Genomic DNA, 16709 nt, shown 5'->3' with positions numbered 1-16709 from the left:
TGTGGATATTTTCACTCATCTACAACTTCTCCTTCCCGCTTACATTCTATCACTTTTCTCATGTATCGTTAAGCAAGTTACGATGCAAGCATCGGGGAATGTACCCTCCTATGATTCAAAACCACGCCTATGATCAGCAAGACTCTGGACCGTTTTCCCAGAAGTCCCAGAACATAGTTCAATACAATAAGGAAAACCAGAACTTTTATGTATTGAGTTCCGCTCCAGGCAAAGAACAGCAGAGAAAAGAGGAGCAGTATCACATTCTGAATCCGTATACGGAAACGCCCCCCTGCCTTTTCCGCCGCCAGTATACATAGAATACATGGAATAAAACAAAGAAAAATAAATGTCAGCGAGTTAAATATCAAATTTTTTCTCCTTCCTTTTTACAAACATCAAGCCATCTGCAGGACTGCAGGTGGCTTGACAGCATACTTTTATATAATTATATCCTATTTTCTGCAAAAAACAACCATTTCCGACAAAATCTGTCATTTTTTAGTAACACTTTGGTCATACAAACCAATTCTTTTCTATTGGATATACTCTTTCAGGAACTGATAGATTTCCTCTTCTGTAGGCGGACAGCCTTTCAGGAAGTGTCGGAACTTTCTGGTACACTGTCCAATGCCCAGCTCTCCAGTCTTTCCCCGGAAGCCCTGGCCGATGCAGATTTTCTCATTCAGATTTTTCATCAGCCCCTCTTCCTTCAGACGCTGAAGAGCTGGTATCAGATATCCGTAACAGGCGCTGCAGGATTCTACCTCTTCTACAGTATCCTGAAGTTCCACGATTTTTCTGTCCTTGGGAACCACAGCCTTTTCCTTCGGAAGATTTAATTCCCGAAACTCAGCCAGTTCCCAGTCCTCCAGTCCTGCACCCAGATCTGCTGCCATCTGGATATAGGGAATCTCTTCCAGATCATATCCCATAAGATGAGCCACGTAAGCGTCACACAATACCGGATCTGCAGCGGCCATAATCCGGTTCATCACTACCGGATTTCCTCCATCTTCAAAATCCCAGTCTCCGCAGATATTGTCCACTACAATAAAGTCCTGATGTATTCCCACAGCCAGATGGGCAATAGGTTTGTGCAGTCCCATAGAATGGAAACGGCGTTTCTCGGAGTTTGGGATCAATCCTTTCATATTTTTCAGCGCACAGGTAATCTTTGTCTGGCAGTGTCCCTTCATTACCGGCACATTGATCAAAAAATCCAGCTTTTTTGCTTCATCGCAGATTTTCAGTTCCATCCCTTCACAGTCATAGGTTTCATAGCTGTCTTTCTGCATATCCAGGAAGTCTACACCGTATTTCTCTGAGAGGTCATAATATCCGCATAGTCTGGCTGTGTCCTCTGTCTTGTCTCCCACCCAGGAGCCTTCTAACATAACAAGATCATGGAAGCCACGTTCCTGAAGATATTCAATGATCCCCTCTACGATTTCCGGATGAGTGGTAGCCCCCCGGGAAGGGTCTGAAGGAGACACCAGATTGGGCTTTATGCCAATACGGCATTCTTTATCTGGTATCCTGGAGGCCAGACAAGCCTCTTCCAGAAGTTTCTTTGTCATATCTTTATAATCTTTCCCGTATATTGCCAGAATCTCTGTATTTTCCATTTCTTTAACCGCCTTTCTGTTGCTATCACAATATAATAATATAAATATTATCCTACAATAAAAGCACAGTCCGCTTTTATATCTAAAATATTGATAAATTCTTTTATACTGATTTTTCTATTTATACCGATTTTATATGTAGCTTCCGATGAATAGTTAATATCCAGATGATTAAGTGGATGTATACGCCCTTTTTCGTATAGTGGATCATAATCGTATCTTATATATCCATCTTCCATATTCCATAAAAGAAAGACCAAATACCATACTTCATCGATATTTTGATATTCATAATCTTCTGCACTTTCCAGAATATCATCTACCACCCGCTCTAATGATAAAGCCATATGGGATTCTGAAGAAAAAATCCTTATAAGCATGGACAATCTTCTGCTGTCTATTTCCAGCTCTGTAACTTTATCATATATTTTAAAATTACCGCCTTTTTGTTCTATAGAAAATGGAAAACTTATTGAAAAAAATTTATCTTTTGTCTCGTAAAAGACTCTGCTCATTTTATCTTTATACAGGATTACTTTGCTCTGTCCATCTGCTGTTTTCCCCACATTGTCTGAAATAATCTTTACGGTTTCCAGCAACAGCAGGATAACATCCTGTTTCTTCCTTATTGGCTTCATTATTTTATCTGTAAAATATTCACCTGGATATATTTCAATGTATTTTTCCATAAACCTCTCAACTTCCTTAATTCATCAGATTATAATTTGCTCTGACAATATCATATAATCTGTCTCTATCCAGTTCATTTTTATATGCGCTGCGAATAATCGCATGAAGTTTTTCTCTATATATTTTCTCAATACCAATCATATCCATAATTTCTTCCACAATATCCCTCTGCGATTTATAAATATTTGTTCTCTTAATTATGGCATTATTTAATTTTTCTTTTTCCGACTCATCCGGTTCCTGAATATGAAGATATCCATTTTTCTCGACAAAGTTTATCCCTTCTTTAATTTTCTCAATTTTCTCACTTTCTCCAGATGGCATCAAAAAATACGATGTAATAAAAGATCTGGTGAGCATCATATAAATAGAATTCCTGTTTTGCAGGTCTCCGTCCAAGCCAGACTGCATAAGACATATCACAAAGGGAAATTCCAGGCCTTTCACATTATTCTTATTGCTTACAAATACACTGCCTCTGCTCTTTTTCTTTGATTCATATCCAATATTAACATCCCATTGGAATCTTTCTCCTATTGCAATCTGAAGATTGCTCGCAAGCTGATAATTCCTGTTATCATTTTCCAGAAACATAATTCCTATGTCATCTGGCTGTAATGAAGGGTTCTCCTTCGTCAGGTTTTCAATAATTGAAAGAATTCGGGGCAGATATAATTCAGGATCTGTCTCAATGAGTTCTATATTTTTGATTCCTGTACTCCCCAAGTCTTCAAAACGTCTCAGAGGTCTTCTGTAAAGATCATAAAAACCTTTTTCCTTCCTGATATCATATCCACAGGCTTCCCATGACTTATCATCCAGCCATCTTAAATAATGCTTCTTTTCGAACAATCCCATGCCAATAGCGTGTGCGCACATAAGTGTCTTTGGATCTGTTCTATAACATTTATTCAGAAGAAAATCTGGATTTACTTCACTTATCATTTCTTTTTCAAAAACATTCTGGAAAATATTCCCTGCAATGTAAAGGCAATATCTTGTAACCTTTCTGCACAGTTCAAAAAATCCGTCTGTAAAATCCTGACTCTCGTCAATTAATATATAGTCAAAACATGGTGCAAAATTTTCTAATTCATTCAATTCCTTCAATGCTTTCCGGCAAATTTCATCGAACGTAACATTGTAAGAAAATCTTTCGAAATGCAGGTTATAATAATTGCAGACATAGCTGTAAACGCCTGAATTTTTGTCTCCTTTAGATCCCCAACTGCTCATCACCCATAAGCGCTCCTGCCACTTTATCTGCTCATCAACCTTCATAAAATCGAAAAATTCTGGGATACGTTCTCTCAAATTCTCTGCAAGTATCTTATTATGACAAGTAAATACTATTTTTAGATCTTCCTTCCTAACATATAATTCCCTTATTTTATGGAGCAACAGCTCTGTTTTTCCCGTACCTGCCAGTCCCTGGATAATGATTTTGTCTTTATGGGGTTCATCAAAAATAAATCTGGTCTGATCACCATCAAACAGAATAATTTTTTTCTTTATCTTTTCAAGAAGAGTATCCGGATAGTCCACGCCTGTTCTTTCTATATCGTTAATACTCCCCGTAAGCAAAGAGATCAAAAACTCTCCTTTTCTTTCTTCCTCCCTTGAATGCAATCTGTTTTTATCCAGGAAATCCTGCAGATGCATTCTCTCAATTTCATCATAATCGTAAAATGCCGTAAATGCCTTTCTCCATTGGCGTGGTCTCCCTAAAACTTTCATATACTCATATCTATCCGAAAGGTGTCCCAGATCGTCTATCATGTCCTCGGCAAAGTCTTCAAACGCCTCTGGATTTCCTCCATAATTGACAAAGATAAGTTTGTGTTTAGGAATCAGCAAAACAAAAGCTTTTTCATAATTATATTTGTATTTTTTCTCTCCCAGAGGCCGGTTGACAATATAAACAGGGTTAATTCCATTTTTTGCATAATTCTCCAACTTATCAAAAAGGGGTTCCAAACCCTCGTAATTTTCTATATTCGTATAAAACAAGCTGTCTGTTTTTCTATTGCTCATTTTCCTCTCCTTCTTTCTGCTTTAATGAAATATCTAAATTCAGTTCCAATCCTTCTGCTATTTTTACCATCATATCCAGAGTAGGGTTATAATCTCCGCTTTCGAACCGACTGATACTCGGTCTGGACACCCCGATAATACCGGCCAATTCCTCCTGAGTCAAATTTCTATCCTTTCGAAATTTCACGTACTGTTCAATCACATTTTTTCTTGTGTTTTTTTGCTTCTCCAGTAGTAGGAACTGGACATTTTCCTGCTTATTCATTATCTCTCCTCAATATTCTCCGGGTTTTAATTCCATGCATCAATAGTAACATATACGTTACCCTCCAGTCAACTTGTTTATATATACCTAAATATTACAAAAATCCCCTTTTTCTCAGGTTCCTCTTTACACGCCGGTTCTAATTGTGTAAAGTAGTATAAGTATTAAAAATTACATATTACCCAGGAGGATTCACTTATGTCAACCAAAGCTTCTATCTTTGAGCTGGACGGCGTTCCTGGCTTTTCCCAGGCCCTTCCTCTGGCTCTTCAGCACGTAGTTGCCATGATTGTAGGGTGTGTAACTCCCGCCATCATCGTTTCCGGTGTGGCCGGTCTTAATGACCAGGACCGGGTCATCCTTATTCAGGCTGCCCTGTTTGTCTCTGCCATTAGTACCCTGCTTCAGCTTTTTCCTATTATTAAAGGAAAAAATTTTCAGTTAGGGGCAAAACTTCCTGTGATCATGGGAATCAGTTTTGCCTATGTTCCCAGTATGCAGGCCATTGCCGGAGAATTTGACGTAGGCACAATTCTGGGGGCTCAGATAGTCGGCGGTGTCATAGCCATTATCGTAGGCATTACCGTAAAAAAAATCCGTGTCCTCTTTCCGCCTATCATCACCGGTACTGTAGTTTTCACCATCGGCCTTTCTCTGTATCCCACAGCTGTAAATTATATGGCCGGCGGAACTTCCAGCGAAAACTATGGTTCCTGGCAGAACTGGCTGGTTGCCTTCTTTACTCTGGCAGTAGTAACAGGGCTGAACCATTTTGCCAAAGGCTTTTTAAAGCTAGCCTCTATCCTTATCGGTATTATCGCAGGCTATGCTCTGGCGGCATGTTTCGGAATGATCGATTTCTCCGGAATTTCTTCTTCAGGATTTTTTCAGCTGCCTCAGCCATTCCATTTCGGCGTCAGCTTTGAGCCTTCAGCCTGTATCGCCATAGGCGTTTTATTCGCTATTAATTCCATACAGGCTATTGGAGACTTATCTGCTACTACAGTAGGCAGTATGGATCGCGAGCCCACTACTAAAGAGCTCCAGGGGGGCATCGTCATGTATGGTATTGAAAATATTATCGGCGCTGTATTCGGCGGTCTTCCCACAGCTACCTACAGTCAGAACGTAGGTATCGTTACTACCACCAAAGTTATTAACCGCTGTGTTCTGGGACTTGCCGCTCTTGTCCTGATCATTGCCGGACTGGTACCGAAATTTTCTGCACTCCTTACCACCATTCCTCAGTGTGTACTTGGAGGCGCCACAATTTCCGTATTTGCCTCTATCGCTATGACGGGGATCAAGCTGATCATGCAGCAGGCAATGAATTATCGAAATACTTCTATTGTAGGTCTCTCCGTAGCTCTTGGAATGGGCGTTACACAGGCTTCCGGATCCCTCAGTGCTTTTCCTGGATGGGTGACTACGATTTTCGGTTCATCACCGGTTGTTCTGGCTACTATTGTGGCTATTCTTTTAAATGTCATTCTTCCCAAGGGAGAAAAATCCCAGGCTTCCCATAAAGGCGCCCAGGATAAATAAATTCTCTTAAAGACTTTCCCTTTCCAGGAGAACATCCTGAACTTTCTCTTTGATGTTCTTCTTGGAAGGGGAATATTTTTTTCTTAAATACAGCAGATATTTATATATACGGTACATCAGCAGGTCCCATCCGGGACTTTTCCCATAAAGGACTGCACTGCCCTCATACCAGGGACTTTCTTTCACATACCCCTTGCTGAAACCGCTCATCCGGCGGATCTTATTCCAGGCATGGTTGGCTTTCAATTCTTCTTCTGTGAGCTTTTCCGCTGTCATCTGCCCTTCTGTATCAAAGACATCATCTGAAAAAGGGAGATTTCCGAAAGCTTCCGCCTCCTGAAACGAAGGTTTTCCCATAATCCGTCTCAGTTGCCTGCTGATTTCTCTCCTATTTTTTTCTAAAGGAAGTTTTTCTATATCCTCTATTCTTTCCGCCTGCTTTTCTGCATACTCCAGAAGGATACTCTCCAGTTCTTCCAGAAATCTTTTCTTTTTTTCATTTCCCGGTCCACAGACAGGCTCCCACCTTCCATTCTTTTTCTCATATCCTGTTGTCATCCCGTGAGGTGCGCTGAAAATACTTTCAAAAAGGCTGTTGCTGAAATGAACCTTTTTTCTCAAACCTTTTTCCGGAGAAAAATAATAACAGTGATAGTTTTCCCTTTTTATCCCTTCCGGCAGTTCATAAAGCCCCCAGTAATATCCTGACAACTGGCCGCTTTTCCCCAGTATTTTAAGAGCCTGATTGATTTCTTTCTGCATGGATCCTGTCCACCCGCTGTCTGCCAGGGCCATAGGTGTCTCATCCAGAAGTCCCTCCTGTTCCAGATAGCCAAGAAGAGAAGGAAGTTTCTTCCTGGAGTTTACTTCCATTGCTTTCAGAAAAAAAGGACAGCCCTTCAGTTTCTGCCTGATTTTCTTCAAATAGGAATACGGCAGGGGCCGGTCTCTTTCTTCCTCCCATCCCAGGAGTTTCAGCGTCCTCTCCTTTTCTGGTTCACGAATGCCGGAACGTTTAAGGATTTTCTCGACAGTGACCTCAATACCTCCTCGGCAGATATAGTTCAGGGCAGTCTCCATGTCTCTGTGATACAAAGGCAGCCTCAAAGAGTACCGGGAACAGTATAAATACCGGCATTCCAAAGGAAGCTGCAGCTTGTTTACATATACTTGTGCACAGCGGTGCATAAGATAACCGTCTCTGGCAAGGAAATACACTCGATGTATTCCATCACGGCAGGCCTCTGACAAAATCCACAGTACGAAGTCATTTAAAGCCGGAGCCAAAATTTGTCTGGAAGTTTTATCAAAAATCTCGTTTTCTTTCATAATGAGCACCTTACTTTTTTATATAGTATGCCCAGAAAACAAGTTTTCCCCATAAGAAAATTGCCCTATCTCTGACATAATATCAGAAATAAGGCAATTTTTATGCTTGGACAATATATTTTCTATTCAGAAAATTCTTATTTGTTGTTCAGTGCTGCCTGTGCAGAAAGGAAAAAACAATGGGGTTTTTTATGAAATCGCTGTTACTCTCATTCTCTTTCCTATGTAATGAGGAAATCTGCTCGATTTCCTCTAACCTGATAATTGCCCGTCCCTTTCTACCATCAGCAGTAAATGTCGCCTTGGCATCAACCGTTCCGTGTAAATGAATATACCAGTCAAAGGTCTTATCCGTTGTCGGCGTTACTCTATACACGAATTGATTGATAACATCCCTGCTAATCTTTGTGCCGCTGAAATCAATCAGCGTATTCAGCGTCTTAATAATCTCGTCAAGCTCTAAACCTCTTGTCGGCTGTTTATCAGTATCTGCAGATTTTAACTTGTCCTGAAGCTGCTGAATTTCTGTATCAATCGGCACACGCATATTTTGATATTCTTCTTTTGACAATTCTCCGTCCGCCCGCATCGCAATGAGATTTGTCAACCGGGTCTGCGCTTTATCCAATTTTGTCTGCAGAGCAATCGCATCAGAATAGCTGTTGCTCCCTCTGTCCTCTTTATAATACCTCTTAATAAGGTCTATTGCAATAAGAACAGATTGTTTCCGGCTCTGCCACAAATGTTCTAACAGCTCTTTCGCCATAAAGTCGAGTTTCCAGTCTGTTATCATTTTTATATCGCAGTAGCCATCCGTATCAAGACCAAGTTCAGCTCTTTTCCTTTTTGTACCATTATTAAGCTGATTGTAGCACTGATAACCATACGAAGTTCCTCCGTCTTTCTTAGTGTGCCACCGATTTTTACGGAAAGACGAGCCGCAGGAACATCTTAATTTGTTGACCCAAATATCTTTTGAGTCCCGCTTACTGTGGGTTGTTTTTTCTGTGGATACCAGAGAAGGCTTCATTCTGCTCATTCGTATCTGCTGTGCCTTATCCCAAACCTCTTGTGAAATAATAGCAGGGAAATCTCCCTCTACATATTCATAAGTAGACATATCCAAGTTGTTGATGCGCTTTTGTTCCAAGAAATTATTGCTTCTGGATTTATTGTAACACTTCGTACCTGTGTATGTGGCATTACGGATAGCCCGCATTATATTAGATACACTCCATTTCACAAGTCCTGATGCAGTTTTCCTTTTTCTTTCCGTCAGTATCTTAGCAATCTTCATTGATCCATAACCTTGTAAATAAAGATCAAATATCATTTTGACTGTCTCGGCTTGTTCCTCATTGATAACATAGGTGTCTCCTGCCCGGTCATATCCGAGGATATTTCCATTGCCATAAAGGACACCATTATCACGACTGATTTTCTGACCTGCTTTTACACGCTCAGAAGTCTTGCGGCTTTCTTCCTGTGCCAGTGTTGCCATCAATGACAATCTCAATTCGCCATCGCCGTCCATTGTCCAAATATTATCATCAATAAAAAACACTTCAACGCCTATCCCTTTTAACTCTCTTGTTACTACGAGAGTATCTACAACATTACGGGCAAATCTGCAAACCTCTCTGGTTACGATTAAATCAAACTTCCCGTGTTTCGCATCATCAATCATTCTTAAAAAGGCAGGGCGTTTTTTTGCCTGCGTTCCAGTAATTCCTTCATCAATATACCGTTCGCAGACTGTCCAGTTTGGATGATATTTGACTTGGTCGTCATACCATTGTAACTGATTTTCTAACGCAGAGAGCTGTGCTTCGTGTTCCGTGGAAACACGACCATAGATTGCCACCAGCCTTTCTCTGTTCCTATCAAACAAGGAATAATCAGTAAGTTTAAATCTGTAATTGTACTCGTTTATTGCTGTATTCATAACGATACCTCCTTAATTTCAGCTACATTGTAGCCAATTTCAAGCCGCTTGTGAAATGTGCAAATCTTGATGACGCATTATATTTGCATAAGTAGCTTGATTGATTTTTCCCATTTCCAGAAGTATCTCTATCAATTTCAGTGCAGCATAATAGTTGTCTAATTTAAACTCATGCACTTTTCTTCCTCCCTTCCAAAGCTAAACTAATTGACAGCGCATCGTCAACAGATACCATAAAACGCCTGTCCAGAGTTCCTAAAAACATCTGCAGGCGTTGCTTATCAATAGTGCGTATCTGTTCTAAAAGTACGACTGAGTTTTGAGTCAAACCTGAAAATTCATTTATATTTTTATGTGTAGGCAATCTGCTTTTTGTATGCGCTCTACTTGTAATAGCGGCAACAATGACCGTGGGGCTATGCTTGTTTCCGATATTATTAGAAATGATAAGTACGGGGCGTATTCCACCTTGCTCCGAGCCTATAACTGGATTAAGGTCGGCATAATAAATATCGCCCCGCTTTATTTTTCTTTCCATATGTGTATGACCTCCTATCTTATTTAGGCAAACACGATCTGCCTATGTAAGCAGTCAAACACAAGGAAGTTTTTAAGGTCGGGAGAGTATAAACAATTCTCTGCTTCAATGACCGCCTTGTGTTTGACTATATATGAATAGGAGCATTTTTATTTGTCCTCGACACCCCAAAATGCTAATGCGCTAAAAGCGCAGGGAAGTCGCCAAACGGTCAGCAGCGAACTGACTCCACGGGTGTTTCCCCCTCTGACGGTCTGCCAGAGCCGCCCTCATTGCCTGCGACGGATTGATTACCGTTCGGACTGTGACTGGACGGGAGTACCATAGTTCTCTTTGTGGGTTATGGCGTAATCGGGAGCTGCCCGATATTTTGAGTCGGTAAGAAATCGCTCACCACCTTTCATCGCTTTTCTGCTTGTCGGCAGGTCTTGGCGTACCGCTGCACACGCTTATGCTCATCACAATCACAAAGAGGAAGTATTAGGCGAATGGGTATTCACTTTTCAAGGAACATTCCCATTCTCGCCACACAAGGAAAATGGGATGAGAGTTTTTGCCTCTCATCCCATAGCCCGTGGCAACGGTCTTAATATTAGATGTCAAAAAGTTTTTTTAACTTTTTTCTCAGATGCCACATACGGAAATTTACTGCATTAACAGATAAACCGCATTTTTTAGAAATCTCAGAGCTACTAAAGCCTTCCATTTTCCAAAGTGCAATTTGCAAAGTCAGCTTGTCCACCATGATAAGAGCCTGATGGAGCTTCTGGTTTTCAATGCTGTTAAGCAAGTCGTCAACGCTTCTTATTTCGGGCAGTTCCGCATCGGCTTCCATTTCCTCAAGGTATGTAGCCACATCCTTTAGTCTCTGGTAAAACCTTCTGTCAGAGTTGAATACTTCCCAATCGTGGACACGGAGCTTTTCAATGGTATCTTCATCAACGCCTAAGCTCCGCAATTTATTTTCTTCGGCTTCTTTCCAGAGCCGCCATTTCTTTTCTTCTTTGGCTTTGTTATAAGCCATATCGTTCCCTCCAATCTGAATTTTTTTGAAAAATCCAGATTGGTCGGTGGAGAACGACAGCCTACACTGAAAAATTCTTTGTGTCGTGTTCTGACAAAAAACGACAAAAGAAAAACCGCAAAGGCTGTCAGAGCAATGCGGTTATAGGCTAAAAATATTCTATTAAGTAGAAATTTGGCTTCTACTTTTGGGGTATAAATCTCCCTTATAGAAGCGAGGATTTTTTTAACGGATTATCCTCATAAATCCATAATGAGATATATGTAGTTGCTGCTTCGGATAAGCAGCAGTTCGGTGGATTTACACCATCGCATAAAAAATCCCTCCAAACTCAAAACGGGTTTAGAGGGAGCGTTAGGGCATAACAATACAGTCCGTCAAAACTCCGTTTTTTTATATGGCGGACTGATTAGCACTATCCGAAAAAGAAAGAGCCGATGATCCGTGAGGTAACTCACAAGTTCATCGGCTCTGCGTCTATGCGTCTGGCTCTTTGATGACAGTTATATGTAATTCTTTCGCATTGATTAAAGTTTCCCGTTTGCATTTAGGACAGTAGAGAGGATAGTTCTTCAATACGGTATCTTCTCTAATTCTGTCACGGGTTTTATTACCGCAAATAGGACATAATATCCACTGTGCTGTTTGCATAATATCCTTCTCTTTTCTACATTAAATCTTCTTGAAAAAAATTGAAAAAGTGCTGCCACATTTATCGGACATGACTTTGATATAGCCGCATTGTTTACTCACAATATCACGGGTAAGATATAGTCCGATCCCCACACCATCAATACCTGCTGACTGCTTTCCACGGTAAAACCGTCCGAAAATCTTTGCCTGTTCTTCTTCGGGTATTCCGACACCATTATCGGATATATCCAGTCGCAGATAGGACGGATATTCTGTAATCTCTAATCCGACAATCCCACCGCTTGGCGTGTATTTCACAGCGTTATCAAGCACATTGGTAATTGCTTCTGTTGTCCAGTTGAAATCGAGCATAGCTTCAAAATTCTGCTCGCAGTCAAAAGTAATTGTTATGTTTTTTTCTTTTGCCTTCGCATAAACAGTTTTTACCGCTTGCAGGACAATATCATTTAAGCTGTTTTTTTCGGGCTTCAAGCTGATAATACCGCTTTCCAAACGAGACATTTTAATCAGGCTGTTTGTCAAAAAGGTCAGCTTTTCAAGGGAAGTCTGCAAAGTGGCGATGTATTCGCTGCGCTCCTCATTGGATATTCCTTTATCATCCAGTAACTGTGCAAAGGTGTTTGCCGCCGCCACAGGCGTTTTAATCTGATGTGAAATATCTGAAATCAGCGTTTTGATCTGCTCCTTTTCCTGCGCCAGCATTTGATTCTGCGCTGTTAAAATATTGCGGAGCTTCAAAAGTTGGTGTTGCAGACGGGCAGTCAGCGTATCCTCATTTTCAGGAAAAACAATCCGTTCCTGCTGTTCTACCAAAGCCTCTATCAGCAGCGTGATCTGCTCTAACAAATCATCGTGATAGCGGTTGTGCAAGAAGTCAAGCAAAAACAATAAGCCGCATAAAATCGCAAAGGCACAAATGACAAAAAGCATAAGGGCAGAAGTGTTTTCCATAAAAAACACAGAGCCAACAGATACCGCCGCTATGACAGTACCTGCAATCAAAATCAGTTTTCGATATATTTCAAAACGCTTCATCATCATTCTCCAAAGGTATAGCCCATACCAAAAACAGTAATAATGTATTCCTGCTTATCATCGTTTAGTTTCTGCCGCAGCCGCTTAATGTTCACACGCACCGTATTCTCATCAACAAAGTTCCCGTCTATATCCCAAAGCTGTTCCAAAAGCATAGCTTTCGTCACAATCCTGCCTTTATTTTCTATCAAATAGCAGAGCAGTTTGTACTCCGTCGAGGTGAGGCGTACTTCTTCTCCGTTCAGCAGAACAAGGCATTTATCTGTATCTACTTCTAAATCTCTATATCGAATACGGGATTTTCCGCCGCCTGTCCGCTTTAAGACAGCTTGTACTTTTTTCCGCAAAACTTCAATCGAAAAGGGCTTAGGAATATAGTCATCACAGCCAACACCGAAGCCCGCCAGCATATCCTGCTCTGTATCGTTCGCAGTTAGAAACAGGATCGGAATTTCTGAAGTCTCCCTTATTTTTTTACAAAGCTCCATTCCACTGCCATCAGGCAGGTTGATGTCAAGCAGAAACAGATCATACCTTTGCTTTTGATATTTCTGCAAGGCTTCCATATAGCCATAAACTGCTGTAATGGTATGCTTGTCCTTTTCAAGAGCAATCGAAATCCCTTTGCTCAAAATTTTATCATCTTCCAGTAAAAAGATATTTGCCATAACCGCAAAGCACACCACCTTTCCTCAATATATAGAATTGCAGGAGCAGACACAGCAGTGCTGCGCCCGCCCCGCTACCTATTTAGTTTTCAAAATCGTGCAGCCGTTCTATCACTGTCTCCTTTGAGATAAACCGATAAACCAGAGATGGAACAGTAAGGCATATTACAAAAATGGCAATGATAAGACCAACAACGAGCGCCACAGGGTACTCAAACCTTGCATAATCTGCAATGCTCGGTACTGCGTCTGCTACCAACAAAAGGAAAGCATTACCCAAAGTCATAATCAGTATTGTTGAAATAAGCGCATAAAATCCGCCTTCGAGTGTCAAAATCTTTCTGATCTGCTTTTTGGTAGTCCCAATACTTTCCATAATGGCAAATTCATTTTTTCTTGCAATAACTCCGGTAAGCATAACATTCACAAAGTTGATTAAGCCAATCACGATGAGCAGAATCGCCGCACCGTTACCAAGCAGACCGATGGAAAAATACATCTGATTGAATTCCTCCAACACAGAAACAGAGCTTTGAAAATTCCATTCACCGGAAGGCAAGGTGTTGTTGATTGCTATAAGCTCGTTATTTACTTTCTGTAACTGATTTGCGCTCTCAATGTCCACGCCAATATCGTATATGATAGCGGTGTCTGTTAATCGCTCCATTCCTGCGTCACTGACATAAATAACATCAGGAACAGCGCCCACCCATTTACGATGCCCGATATTGAAGTTATCATCAAGGTCTTTGTAGTTGAACGCTCCCGCCACTTGAAAATCTGCGGACTGCCCATCTGCGTTATCCGAAGTCAAATTTAGAGTTTTACCAACCAGTGTAGCGTTCGGCGCAAAGGTGTCCGTATCCATACCCACAATGACCGTATCTCCGTTGCGAAAAGCCTCTATATCAATCGGCGTATTATGGGTATCGTTATATTGTTCTACAAGTTCATCATCAATGGTCACAACATAGCAGCCATAATCTCCGGCATTGGCATAGTCCTGCAGCTCTGAAATCATCTGCTCATAGGGTTTGCCATCGTGATATAACTCCTCGTGCTGCATTTTCAAGAAGCTTTCAAATTCCGAAGCATTAAAGCCGATTTCCGCCCAAGTAATTTTACTCGTGGAAATATCTGCAACACCATCAACCTGTGAAAGCTGTTCTATAAAATGCTCATCAAATTGCGGCGTTTCTTTTTCGAGATTTTCAAACTGGCTGAACTGTGAATCCGTATAACGAAAATCATATTTCATGTATTTATCAACATAGTTTTCTCCGTTGATACTTCCCAAAACGCCATTAACACCTAAAATCGTGACAGTACCCATAAAGAGGGACAGAAATACAAGCACAGCCCGCTTCTTATCACGAAAAACATTATGGAACGCCATCACAGACAGCTTGCCTCCGTTGGTTGAGTTTCTGCTTTTCGTCTTTTTCGGTGCAAAGTTTTGAAAACGGAGAGCTTCAACAGGAGAAATCTTTGCCGCCGCCTTTGCCGGCGCATTACAAGCAATCCAAACGGTTACCGCAGAGAAAATAATGGACAGAATAAAGATAGCAGGGTGGAAAAATACAACGGCGTCCATACTTGATCTACCCTGTTCATATCCTTGCTGTAAAAACAACGGGACAAGGGCAAAGGAAACCGCCGCAGCTAATACGATGCCGATAGGGATTCCGATACAGGCAAACTTAAATGCCTGCTTTTTTACAAGCGATTTAATTTGCTTCTGTGTTGTGCCAATCGTTTTCATCAAACCATAAAAGCGGGTGTCTTTGGAAATGGAAATATACAGGACATTGTAAATCAGAAGATAACCGCTTCCGACAATAAACAGTACCAAGAGAATAACCATCGCAATCATAGAGCCATTGGAAGAACTCATAGAAACCGATCCGTTAAAATACTGATTGTCGTTTAGAGATACATCTTCTTGAATTTGATAAAAGTCTCCCGGCATTTCATTTAGGGTTAAAGATAAAGTTCCGTTATCCTGCAAGGTATATCCGGCATTCGCACAGTAGCTTTCTGAAACAAAAGCCATTCCCGTCCCGATGTAGGAACGAAACCAGCCGCTTAAAGTGAAAATTCTTTCCTGCTGACCGTTCTTATCATAATAGGATAGAGGAATCTCCATATTCAGCGTCGGCGTTTCAATTCCAAGCTGTGCAAGAGCGTCCTCAGACAGCATAATTTCATATTCCTGTGTAGGGTAAGAGCCGTTGATATTGCTGATGGCTTCCTTAAAATGCTGTTCCCATTCTGTTTCATCGTAGTACTGAATCACTATGGACGACTCTCTACCCTCCGAATTTGTCTGGACAGCAGAGCCGACCATATATCGAGTACCGATTGTTTTCACATAATTCAAAGAACGGATTTGCTGTTCCTGCTCGCTGGTGGGCGCATTTAATGTGACATCAGCATTAGAGCCTGCTGTACGCACGCTGGATAATTCCATATTCTGCATATAGTTAATGCCCAAGCTGAAAACTGTTGTAATCATAAAGGTGGTAAGGACAACTGCAAGCACCGCAAATATATTACGAATACGGTTTGCCTTCATCATTCCTTTTTCAACCTTTTTAATTGCTCCTTTGTTTCGGTTATCGTGCATATCTGACACCTCCCGAAACAACTTTCCCATCCTCAATGCGGATTGTCCGATCTGCCATTTGAGCGATTTCCTCATTGTGGGTAATCATAATCGTGGTCTGATGGTACTGCTTGCTGATAGACTGCATAAGCAAGATGACATCCATACTTGTTTTAGAGTCCAAATTTCCAGTCGGCTCATCGGCAAGGATAATAGCGGGCTTGGTAGCCAATGCACGGGCAATCGCTACACGCTGCTGCTGACCGCCGGATAGGTTATTCGGCATATTTTTGAGCTTCTTTTCCAGTCCGAGTGTATGAATGATCTGCCGGACAAACTCTGTATCAGCTTTCGCCCCGTCAATCTCGATAGGGTACACAATATTTTCGTACACATTAAGGACGGGGAGCAGATTGTAATTCTGAAAGACAAATCCAATATTCCTGCGGCGGAAAATGGTCAATTCCTCGTCTTTCATTTTCAAAAGCTCTTTTCCACGGATCGTTACACTGCCGGAAGTAGGGCGGTCTAATCCGCCTATCATATTGAGCAGCGTGGATTTACCACTGCCGGAAGTACCGACAACAGCGACAAATTCGCCCTCGTCCACGGAAATAGATACACCGTCCAAAGCGTGGACTTCATTTTCTCCACTTCCATATATTTTTCGCAAATCCTTTGTTTCAAGTATCGCCATAGCTAAAACCTCCAAATCTATTTGTGATTTTAGTATAGCAGCCACTTCTTAC

Annotated in this window: 16 protein-coding genes; 1 reads left to right on the top strand and 15 read right to left on the bottom strand. The window is 41.2% G+C overall.

The features are described 5' to 3' along the window. Window positions 1-77: 77 nt before the first annotated feature. From B5G33_RS18570 to B5G33_RS18550, 5 genes are all read right to left on the bottom strand, one after another. Window positions 78-371, bottom strand: a complete 294-nt coding sequence (locus B5G33_RS18570) for a hypothetical protein (RefSeq protein ID WP_087418718.1) — start codon at window positions 369-371, stop codon at window positions 78-80. A 165-nt stretch (window positions 372-536) separates the two neighbouring features. Then, window positions 537-1628, bottom strand: a complete 1092-nt coding sequence (locus B5G33_RS18565; protein ID WP_087418717.1) for a DUF362 domain-containing protein — start codon at window positions 1626-1628, stop codon at window positions 537-539. Between the two features lie 47 nt (window positions 1629-1675). Further along, the gene (locus B5G33_RS18560) at window positions 1676-2317 is read right to left on the bottom strand and encodes a hypothetical protein (RefSeq protein WP_087418716.1); all 642 of its coding nucleotides are present in this window, start codon (window positions 2315-2317) and stop codon (window positions 1676-1678) included. Between the two features lie 16 nt (window positions 2318-2333). Next, window positions 2334-4352, bottom strand: a complete 2019-nt coding sequence (locus tag B5G33_RS18555) for a DEAD/DEAH box helicase (RefSeq protein WP_087418715.1) — start codon at window positions 4350-4352, stop codon at window positions 2334-2336. Next, entirely contained in the window at window positions 4342-4617 is a 276-nt protein-coding gene (locus tag B5G33_RS18550) for a helix-turn-helix domain-containing protein (protein WP_087418714.1), read from the bottom strand. Before B5G33_RS18550 ends, B5G33_RS18555 begins: the two co-directional genes overlap by 11 nt. A 198-nt stretch (window positions 4618-4815) precedes the next feature. On the opposite strand from B5G33_RS18550, the gene B5G33_RS18545 reads away from it, so the two are divergent. Further along, window positions 4816-6162 (top strand): uracil-xanthine permease family protein, encoded by a 1347-nt coding sequence (locus B5G33_RS18545; protein WP_087418713.1) that lies wholly within the window; start codon window positions 4816-4818, stop codon window positions 6160-6162. A gap of 6 nt (window positions 6163-6168) precedes the next feature. Here B5G33_RS18545 and B5G33_RS18540 read toward each other — a convergent pair whose 3' ends face one another. From B5G33_RS18540 to B5G33_RS18490, 10 genes are all read right to left on the bottom strand, one after another. Next, complete coding sequence (locus tag B5G33_RS18540) at window positions 6169-7491, bottom strand: hypothetical protein (RefSeq protein ID WP_087418712.1); 1323 nt, start codon at window positions 7489-7491, stop codon at window positions 6169-6171. 148 nt (window positions 7492-7639) lie between these two features. After that, a complete protein-coding gene (locus tag B5G33_RS18535) occupies window positions 7640-9436 on the bottom strand; it encodes a recombinase family protein (protein ID WP_087418711.1) in 1797 nt (598 codons plus the stop codon). 39 nt (window positions 9437-9475) lie between these two features. Then, window positions 9476-9613, bottom strand: a complete 138-nt coding sequence (locus B5G33_RS21450) for a hypothetical protein (RefSeq protein WP_158096529.1) — start codon at window positions 9611-9613, stop codon at window positions 9476-9478. Beyond that, complete coding sequence (locus B5G33_RS18530; RefSeq protein WP_087418710.1) at window positions 9606-9974, bottom strand: type II toxin-antitoxin system PemK/MazF family toxin; 369 nt, start codon at window positions 9972-9974, stop codon at window positions 9606-9608. The genes B5G33_RS21450 and B5G33_RS18530 overlap by 8 nt, the downstream gene beginning before the upstream one ends. Before the next feature lie 592 nt (window positions 9975-10566). Further along, entirely contained in the window at window positions 10567-10998 is a 432-nt protein-coding gene (locus tag B5G33_RS18520; RefSeq protein ID WP_087418709.1) for an RNA polymerase sigma factor, read from the bottom strand. 477 nt (window positions 10999-11475) lie between these two features. Continuing rightward, a complete protein-coding gene (locus B5G33_RS18510; RefSeq protein WP_087418707.1) occupies window positions 11476-11649 on the bottom strand; it encodes a cysteine-rich KTR domain-containing protein in 174 nt (57 codons plus the stop codon). A 21-nt stretch (window positions 11650-11670) separates the two neighbouring features. Then, entirely contained in the window at window positions 11671-12693 is a 1023-nt protein-coding gene (locus tag B5G33_RS18505) for a sensor histidine kinase (protein WP_242974768.1), read from the bottom strand. Beyond that, window positions 12690-13355: a response regulator transcription factor gene (locus B5G33_RS18500; RefSeq protein WP_204247432.1), complete on the bottom strand. Its 666-nt coding sequence runs from the start codon at window positions 13353-13355 to the stop codon at window positions 12690-12692. The genes B5G33_RS18505 and B5G33_RS18500 overlap by 4 nt, the downstream gene beginning before the upstream one ends. Before the next feature lie 82 nt (window positions 13356-13437). Continuing rightward, window positions 13438-15981 (bottom strand): ABC transporter permease, encoded by a 2544-nt coding sequence (locus B5G33_RS18495; RefSeq protein WP_087418704.1) that lies wholly within the window; start codon window positions 15979-15981, stop codon window positions 13438-13440. Then, entirely contained in the window at window positions 15971-16657 is a 687-nt protein-coding gene (locus B5G33_RS18490; protein ID WP_087418703.1) for an ABC transporter ATP-binding protein, read from the bottom strand. Before B5G33_RS18490 ends, B5G33_RS18495 begins: the two co-directional genes overlap by 11 nt. Window positions 16658-16709 lie beyond the last annotated feature (52 nt).

This window comes from Blautia sp. An81 (assembly GCF_002161285.1).
GTDB classification, from domain to species: domain Bacteria; phylum Bacillota; class Clostridia; order Lachnospirales; family Lachnospiraceae; genus Blautia; species Blautia ornithocaccae.
This window is presented reverse-complemented; position numbering and strand designations above follow the sequence as displayed.